This is a genomic window from Actinomyces sp. ICM39, from assembly GCF_000282935.1.
GTDB lineage: Bacteria > Actinomycetota > Actinomycetes > Actinomycetales > Actinomycetaceae > Pauljensenia > Pauljensenia odontolytica_B.
Window position 1 is genome coordinate 1 of record NZ_ALCB01000055.1, and the last position, 7,975, is coordinate 7,975.

The 7,975-nt window shown below is 66.4% G+C and carries 6 protein-coding genes and 1 pseudogene; 5 read left to right on the forward strand and 2 right to left on the reverse strand.

Annotated elements, in window-relative coordinates; all coding sequences use genetic code 11:
- A pseudogene (locus HMPREF1137_RS10380) lies at nt 1–331 on the forward strand (choice-of-anchor M domain-containing protein); the annotation flags it as partial.
- Between the two features lie 81 nt (nt 332–412).
- Nucleotides 413–1,201, forward strand: coding sequence for an SDR family NAD(P)-dependent oxidoreductase (locus HMPREF1137_RS03185; RefSeq protein ID WP_007588847.1), 789 nt, complete (start codon nt 413–415; stop codon nt 1,199–1,201).
- Between the two features lie 75 nt (nt 1,202–1,276).
- On the opposite strand, the gene pyrE is transcribed toward HMPREF1137_RS03185, so the two are convergent.
- Nucleotides 1,277–1,846 carry an orotate phosphoribosyltransferase gene (pyrE, locus tag HMPREF1137_RS03190; RefSeq protein WP_007588857.1) on the reverse strand — a complete coding sequence of 190 codons (570 nt, stop codon included), beginning with the start codon at nt 1,844–1,846 and terminating at the stop codon, nt 1,277–1,279.
- A gap of 26 nt (nt 1,847–1,872) precedes the next feature.
- Nucleotides 1,873–2,694 (reverse strand): HAD-IIA family hydrolase, encoded by an 822-nt coding sequence (locus tag HMPREF1137_RS03195; RefSeq protein ID WP_007588854.1) that lies wholly within the window; start codon nt 2,692–2,694, stop codon nt 1,873–1,875.
- Between HMPREF1137_RS03195 and HMPREF1137_RS03200 the strand changes: the two genes are divergently transcribed.
- The 3 genes from HMPREF1137_RS03200 (at nt 2,693) to fbaA (ending at nt 7,810) form a co-directional block, all read left to right on the forward strand.
- A complete protein-coding gene (locus HMPREF1137_RS03200) occupies nt 2,693–3,421 on the forward strand; it encodes a TrmH family RNA methyltransferase (RefSeq protein WP_034496578.1) in 729 nt (242 codons plus the stop codon). The two genes, HMPREF1137_RS03195 and HMPREF1137_RS03200, sit on opposite strands and share 2 nt — an antisense overlap.
- Before the next feature lie 218 nt (nt 3,422–3,639).
- Nucleotides 3,640–6,660, forward strand: a complete 3,021-nt coding sequence (locus HMPREF1137_RS03205) for a family 20 glycosylhydrolase (RefSeq protein ID WP_007588852.1) — start codon at nt 3,640–3,642, stop codon at nt 6,658–6,660.
- A 124-nt stretch (nt 6,661–6,784) separates the two neighbouring features.
- Nucleotides 6,785–7,810 (forward strand): class II fructose-bisphosphate aldolase, encoded by a 1,026-nt coding sequence (gene fbaA / locus HMPREF1137_RS03210; RefSeq protein WP_007588850.1) that lies wholly within the window; start codon nt 6,785–6,787, stop codon nt 7,808–7,810.
- Nucleotides 7,811–7,975 lie beyond the last annotated feature (165 nt).

Sequence of the window (7,975 nt, forward strand, 5' to 3'; positions counted from 1 at the left end):
ACCTGCCGCCCGCAGCAACGGTGCGGCAAGTGGAACGACCGGTGCGGCCAGCTCCGCCCCGGTAACCGCCCCGAAGGCGGCTCCCGCGGCCACCCCGTCCGCGAGCCCCTCGGCTGCGCCCCAGAGCGGAGCGCAGAGCGGCGAGGCAGCGCAGAGTGGTAGCGTGGCCGCCCCCGAGAACGGAACGGCCGAGGCTGCGGGTACTATGCCGATCGCTGCGGCTGTTGATGGTGGCCGATCGGGCGGATGGAGCCCCTACTGGCTGGTCCTCCTCGTCATCCCGGCGGCTCTCGCCGGTGGTGGAGCCGGATACCTGATCCGGACCCGATGACACGCCAAGCCGGGGCGGGAGCGCGAAGCGTTCCCGCCCCGGCTTCGTGCTGCGCGCACCATGCGGCGCTAGACTTCCCCCATGGGAACAGCGCTGGTCACCGGAGCAACCTCCGGCATTGGTGAAGAATTCTGTTGGCAGCTGGCCGCCGCGGGCCACGACCTCGTGCTCGTCGCGCGCAGCGAAGAAGCCCTGCGCGCGCTCGCGGACTCGCTCGCGAACGTCGCCGGCGTGCGCGCCGAGGTGATTGCAGCGGACCTGTCGACCGATGAAGGCTGCGCACGCGTCGCCGCCCGGCTCGATGTGGGAGGGCCGGCCGATCACGACAAGCCCGACCTGGCTCCCGTCGACCTCCTCGTCAACAACGCCGGCTTTGGACTTGGAACCGACTTCCTGGACAACAGCCTCGACAATGAAATCAACGGCCTCAACGTCATGGTCCGCGCCGTCATGACCCTGGCCCACCACGCCGGCATCTCCATGCGCTCGCGCGGACGCGGAGCCATCCTCAACGTCGGCTCTGTCGCCTCGCGCACGGGAGCGGGCACCTACTCCGCCCACAAGGCCTGGGTCGTCGCCTTCACCGAGGGCCTCGCCGCCGAGCTCAAGGGATCGGGCATCACCGCCACGGTCGTCTGCCCCGGCCCCGTCGACACACCCTTCTTCGAGCGCGCGGGCGTCGACATGCGCTCGACACCCTCCTGGCTCATGGCCAGCCCCGAACAGGTCGTCACGGAGGCCCTCGACGCCGTGCGCTCGGGCCGCGTTCAGGTCACCCCGACCATCCCCTACAAGGTCGCCATGGGCGCCATGAAGGTCGCCCCGCGCTGGGTGACCGCGCGCGCCATGCGCTCTGTGCCCCACATGTGAGGGCACGCGCACCGATACGAGGCCGGGGCCAGGTTCACGCAGAACCCGGCCCCGGCCTCGTCAATGCAAGCTGAATCAGGCCAGGCCGATGTCCTCCAGGCCCAGCGCGTAGAAGTACGGGAAGCCCTCGGCCTCAATGCGCTCCTTCGCGCCCGTCGCGCGGTCCACGATCACTGCGACGGCGACGACGTTCGCGCCGGCCTCGCGCAGCGTGAGCGCGGCCTCCAGCGGAGAGCCGCCGGTCGTCGACGTGTCCTCGAGGACGACGACGTTCTTGCCGACGACGTCCGGGCCCTCGATGCGGCGCTTCATGCCGTGATCCTTCGCGGCCTTACGCACGACGAATGCGTCCAGGTCCAGGCCGCGCGACGCGGCGGCGTGCATCATCGCGGTCGCGACGGGGTCCGCCCCCATCGTCAGACCGCCGACGGCCACGTACTCCTCGCCCACCGCGAATCCGGACTCCTCCAGGAGGTCCAGCATGACGTGGCCGATGAGGGGAGCCGCCTCGTGGTGCAGGGTCGAGCGGCGCATGTCGACGTAGAAGTCGGACTCGCGCCCCGACGCCAGGGTGACCTTCTCGTGGATGACGGAGAGTTCCTGAACGAGGGCAGCCAGGCGCGCCTTGTGGGAATCGTTGGTCATGGGTGTTCCTTCCGGATCGGTGTGGGTCAGTGCGCCGCCTCGACGAGCTCGATGAGATCGCCGATGCCCTCGTGGATGCCGAAGGGGCGGAACGGGAAATTGTTGATGTCCTCGCGGGCCGTGGAACCCGACAGGACCAGGTGGGTGCGCAGGCCTGCCTCGACGCCCGCGCGCACGTCCGTGTCCATGCGGTCGCCGACCATGGCGGCGCTCTCGGAGTGTGCGCCGATCTTGTTCAGGCCAGCGCGGATCATGACGGGGTTCGGCTTGCCCACGAAGTAGGGCTTCTGCCCGGTCGCCGCCGTAATCATTGCGGCGATGGCGCCGCAGGCGGGCAGGGTGCCCTCGTCGGAGGGGCCCGACACATCAGGGTTGGTCGCGATGAACTTCGCGCCGCCCTCGATGAGGCGGATCGCGTGGGTCAGCGCGTGGAAGTCGTAGGAACGCACCTCGCCGAGCACCACGAACTCGGGATCGATCTCGGTCATCACGTATCCCGCGGAGTGGATCGCGGTGGTCAGGCCGGCCTCGCCGATGACGTACGCTGTCGAGCCGGGCGACTGCTGGTGCAGGAAGGCGGCCGTCGCGTTCGCGGAGGTCCAGATGTTGTCCTCGGGGATGTCCAGGCCGGAGTTCGCCAGGCGCGCGGACAGGTCGCGGTTCGTGAACACCGAATTGTTCGTGAGGACCAGGAAGGGGATGTTCTTCCCGCGCAGAGCGGCGAGGAACTCGTTCGCGCCCGGAAGCGCTCGATTCTCCTTGACCAGGACGCCGTCCATGTCAGAGAGCCACGCGGTGACGGGAGGCAGATCGGTCAGTGGTGTCGGTTCGTGCGTCAGGGCAGTCATGCCTCCATTCTACGGTGCCGCTAGGGTGGGATCCGTGAACGAGTTCGAAAACGGGTGTGACATCGCGCGTGATGGCGCGTGCGGGAACGACGAGGCCGGGGCCGCGCAGTCTGGGCAGGTCGGGGTCGGTCCGTGGCCGGGTGGGGAGGCCGCCTGGCCGGTCGGCGAGCACTACGATCGGGAGCTTCTGAAGGCGGGGGATCGGCGTAACGTCGAGGACCGCTACCGCTACTGGACGATGGAGGCGATTCGAGCGGACATCGCCGCCCGCTCGCTGCCCTTCGAGGTGGCAGTGGAGAATCTCGATCACGACTTCAACATCGGGTCGATTGTACGAACGGCGAATGCTATGGGTGCGCGCCGCGTGCACGTCGTGGGGCGCAAGCGGTGGAACCGACGCGGCGCGATGGTCACCGACCGCTACCTGCCGGTGGATCACCGTCCCGAAGTGCGTGAACTCGTTGAGCATTGCTCGAAGGAAGGCTTGACACTCGTCGGCGTCGACAACGTTGAGGGGTCCGTCGCGCTCGAAGGCGCGGTGCTGCCTGAGCGAGCCTGCCTTGTGTTCGGATCGGAGGCCTCCGGACTGAGCGAGGAGATGATCCGGGCGTGCGAGATCGTCGTTGCGATTACTCAGCGCGGTTCGACTCGGTCCATGAACGTTGGTCATGCCGCCGCGATCGTTATGTGGGCGCACGCGTCGCGTCTGGAGGGCACGCAAAGCTAGTGACTTGTGGGTGAAGTGTCAAACTGAAATACACTAATTAACCCGGTTGACCGACATTCTCGCTGACCAACTGTTCTTTTACCGTTTCTATTGTTTTTAACCTCCGACCTTTGATAGGCTTTGCAAGCCAAAAAGTAGTCGGAATGGATACGGAGCATCCGTTTTAATTCGGGCTTTAGACAGTTTGCGTGGAAGCAAACCGTTGAACAGGAGAATTAATGCCTCAGTCATCGCCAAGCCATGTGCGGGCACCGCGGCTCGCGCGCTCACGAGCGAAGGTCGCACTGATCCTCGCCTCCGTGTGTGCGCTCGTCACCGCGGTCCTCGTCCCCCTGACCTCCCACCTGCACGCGCAGGCCGCCCCCAATGTCCCCGTGACGATCCCCTCCCTCGAAGGCTGGACCCCGGCCTCGGGCACGTGGACACCCAGTGCCGGCCTCCAGATTGTTCGCCCTGACTCCGCCGAAGCCGCCGGCGTCAGTGCTCTGCTGAGCCGTGCCCTCACCGACGCCGGCATCACCGGCATCACCGAAGGAACCGGAGCCGCAGCCTCCAACGCCGTCACTCTGACGATCAACGCGTCCCGCAGCGACCTCGGTGATGAGGGCTACCAGCTGACCGTCACCGGAAACGGTGCGCAGATCACGGCCGCCACCCGCGCTGGCCTCTTGTGGGGCGCGCGCACTCTCGAGCAGGCCGTCCGCTCGGGTCACGGAAGCGTGCCCGCAGGCTCCGTCACCGACATTCCGCGCTTCGCAGACCGCGGCGCCACTCTGTGCGCCTGCGGCACCCACATCACGACGGACTGGATCACCCGACAGATCGACCGCATGTCCGACCTGAAGATGAACTACCTGTCCCTCGAGCTGCGCCTCAAGTCCGACAAGTACCCCGCCACCACCTCCTTCTCCTACTACACGAAGGACGAGGTCAAGGCCATCGTTGCGCACGGCCGCGAGGTCGGCGTCCGCGTCGTCCCGCTCCTCAACGCCCCCGGCCACACAGGCACCATCCTTGGCAACTTCCCGCAGTACCAGGTCGCTGACGACTCCGGCAAGAAGAGCCCCAACCACCTCAACTTCATCGACCCCGCCGCCCAGAAGTTCTACTTCGACCTCATCGACGAGTACATGGACACCTTCGGCTCCACCGAATGGCACATGGGCGCCGACGAGTTCTTCTTCAAGCAGGACCCCGGCGACTTCAAGAAGTACCTCCAGCAGATTCGCAACCACTACGGCGACCAGTCCATGACCTTCGACGCCGCCTTCAACGACTTCGTCAACAAGGTCAACGCGCACGTGAAGTCCCGAGGCGGCACGCTGCGCCTGTGGAACGACGGCATCGCCGATATCTCGCGCATCCCGATCGACAAGGACGTCATCATCGAATACTGGGGCAAGGGTGAGTCCAGCAAGAAGAACGCCAACCGCGGCCTGCCTGCGAAGGCCCTCGTCGACGCCGGTTACACCCTCGTGAACGCCTCCTCCGCCCTGTACTACTACCGCGATCAGCCGTCCTCCTACGTCATGCAGGTGCAGGGCCTGGAAGGCGTCTACGGAAAGTGGACGATGAACACGTTCTACCACAACGAGAAGTACTCGGTTCCCGACGCCTCCATCCGCGGAGGCAAGGTCTCCATCTGGCAGGGTGGCCACGGTATGGTCACCGACCATGAGGCAGAGGCCTGGGTCGCCGAAGGCCTGCGCTACGGCGCCCAGATGTTCTGGAACGCGAAGACCCCCAAGGCCGACGGAAACGTTGCGGCTTTCAAGGCGCGCATCAAGGCCCTGGGTGAGCCCTCCACCTACGTCGACCCCACGCGCGACACCCTCGCCCCCGGCCAGTACACGATCGCACTGGCCGACGGACGAGCCCTGAGCGTGTCGGGTGGTGCCCCGACCGCGGGAACTACCTCCGATAACTGGGATCTGACCGCCACGCCCGACGGCTACTACCGGATCCGCTCGGTCAACACGAACCGCTGCCTCGCCGTCTACTCCGAGGAAACGCCGAACTCCGAGTCCCACGTGTCGACGACCCCGGGACACCCGGTAACCGCCTACGCGTGCGCCGATACGAGCCAGGAATTCACCCCCACCTTCCAGGGCGACTACGCGACGCGTAACCCCCAGAAGTGGGTCGCTGAACCCGCCGAGGGTGGCTTCCGCCTGCGTAACGCCATGACCAACCAGTACCTGAGCGTCATCGACTCCGGCTACCTGTCGCGTCGCCCCAACGGTGGCGAGAAGACCGCCGAAGGTACCGTCGCGCAGCTGCCGTTCGATGTCACCGTCAACAGCCACTCGGTCTTCACCCTCACCTCCCAGGCCTCCTCGGCCCTCGACGTGAGCATTGAACGCGTTGGTGACGAGGCCTACCCGAAGACCGCCCTGTCCGGCATGAACCGCGCCTCCCTGCCCATCGTCGGCGACGAGAACTGGGGCGAAACCGTCCTCAAGGTCTCCGTCACCAACAAGGGCAACAAGGAAGCGACCAAGATCCACCTGACCCCCGCGGTCTCGAACTCCTGGAAGCTCGCCAACGGACCCCAGCCGATCGACCGCCTCGCCCCCGGCGAGACCCGCGTCGTGAAGTTCTGGGCGCGCCCCACCACCGAATTCGGTGAAGCGACCTTCACCGTCACCGTCTCGCACTCCGGTGAGAAGACCGTGGCCAGCGAAGGCCTGATCGGCGTGTGCGGCCCACGCATCGAGGCCAAGGCCGTGGCAGCCGACTCCGTCGAAACCCGCTGGGAGCACGGCGAGGAATCCAAGGCCACCGACGGTGATCCCGCGACCTACTGGCACTCCCAGTATGTCGATGCCAACGAGGCCAAGCTGCCCGGCACCGACAACGCCCGCAAGTGGCCGCACTGGATCGACCTGAAGATCGGCGACGGCGCCACCGGATACGACGTCTGCGCCGTCACGTACACGCCGCGCGCCGGCAACGGACCCAAGGCCTCGGGCCGCGCCAAGGACGTCCAGATCTACCTCGCTGGATCGCGTGACGCCCTCAAGGGGCAGGGTGACAACAAGGCCGACGCCAAGGCTCAGGGCAACCCCATCCTCGCGACGACCTTGGCGAACGTCCCCGACACCGTCGACATCCCGGTTGCGGGCAACGGCTCCTACCTCCGATTCCGTGGCACGAATGCGCAGGGAGACGTCGCCAAGACTCTCACGGACGTCATGTCCGTCGCCGAACTCGGAGTCCGCGTCGGCCGCTCCAACTGACGCATAACAGCAGGGGAGGGGTTGGAAGAAAACCGTCCAAACGGGACTTCCTTCCCCTCCCCGCTCGTGCAAAATGTGAGAGAATCTATCACGACAAAACTGTCACTCGATTAGGAGGCTCCAAGTGCCTATCGCAACCCCTGAGGTCTACGCAGAGATGCTGAATCGCGCACGGGATGGCAAGTTCGCCTACCCCGCGATCAACGTGACCTCGTCCCAGACCATCACCGCCGCCCTCCAGGGCTTCGCCGAGGCCGAGTCCGACGGTATCCTCCAGGTGTCCGTTGGCGGCGCCGAATACGGCTCCGGCTCCACCATCAAGAACCGCGTCACCGGCTCGCTGGCCCTCGCTGCCTACGCGACCGAGGTTGCCAAGAACTACGGCATCACCGTGGCTCTGCACACCGACCACTGCGCCAAGCAGAACATCGACTCCTGGGTCCGCCCCCTCCTCGAGATCGAGGCCGGCCAGGTTGCCGAAGGCAAGCTGCCCACCTTCCAGTCCCACATGTGGGACGGTTCCGCCATCGACCTCGACGAGAACCTCGAGATCGCCAAGGAACTGCTCGCCCTGTCCGTCAAGGCCAACACGATCCTCGAGATCGAGGTCGGCGCTGTCGGTGGCGAGGAAGACGGCGTCGTTGGCGAGATCAACGAGAAGCTGTACACCACCACCGCCGACGCCATCAAGACCGTCGAGGCCCTGGGCCTGGGCGAGAACGGCCGCTACCTGACCGCTCTGACCTTCGGCAACGTGCACGGCGCCTACAAGCCCGGCCACGTGAAGCTGCGTCCCGAGCTGCTCGGCACCATCCAGAAGGAGGTCGCTGAGCACTACGGCCTCGACCACCGTCCCTTCGACCTGGTCATGCACGGCGGCTCCGGCTCCACCGCCGAGGAGATCGCCACCGCTGTCGCCAACGGCGTCATCAAGATGAACGTCGACACCGACACGCAGTACGCGTTCACCCGCCCGGTCGTTGACCACATGCTGCGCAACTACGACGGCGTCCTCAAGATCGACGGCGAGGTCGGCATTAAGAAGCAGTACGACCCGCGTACGTGGGGCAAGTCGGCCGAGGCCGGCATGGCCGCCCGCGTTGTCGAGGCCTGCGAGCGCCTGGGCGCTGCCGGCACGCAGATGCGCTGAAACAATCGCTGAGAGCCGCCTAGCGGCCTGACGCGTGAGCCGCCCGGTCCCCTGTGGGGCCGGGCGGCTTCGTGTTGCTGTGTGGCCCCACGGGTGTTCCGGGCGCCGCGTGGCCTGCTGCGCCGCTGGTGTTCCGGGCGCCGCGTGGCCTGCCTTGATGGGCCG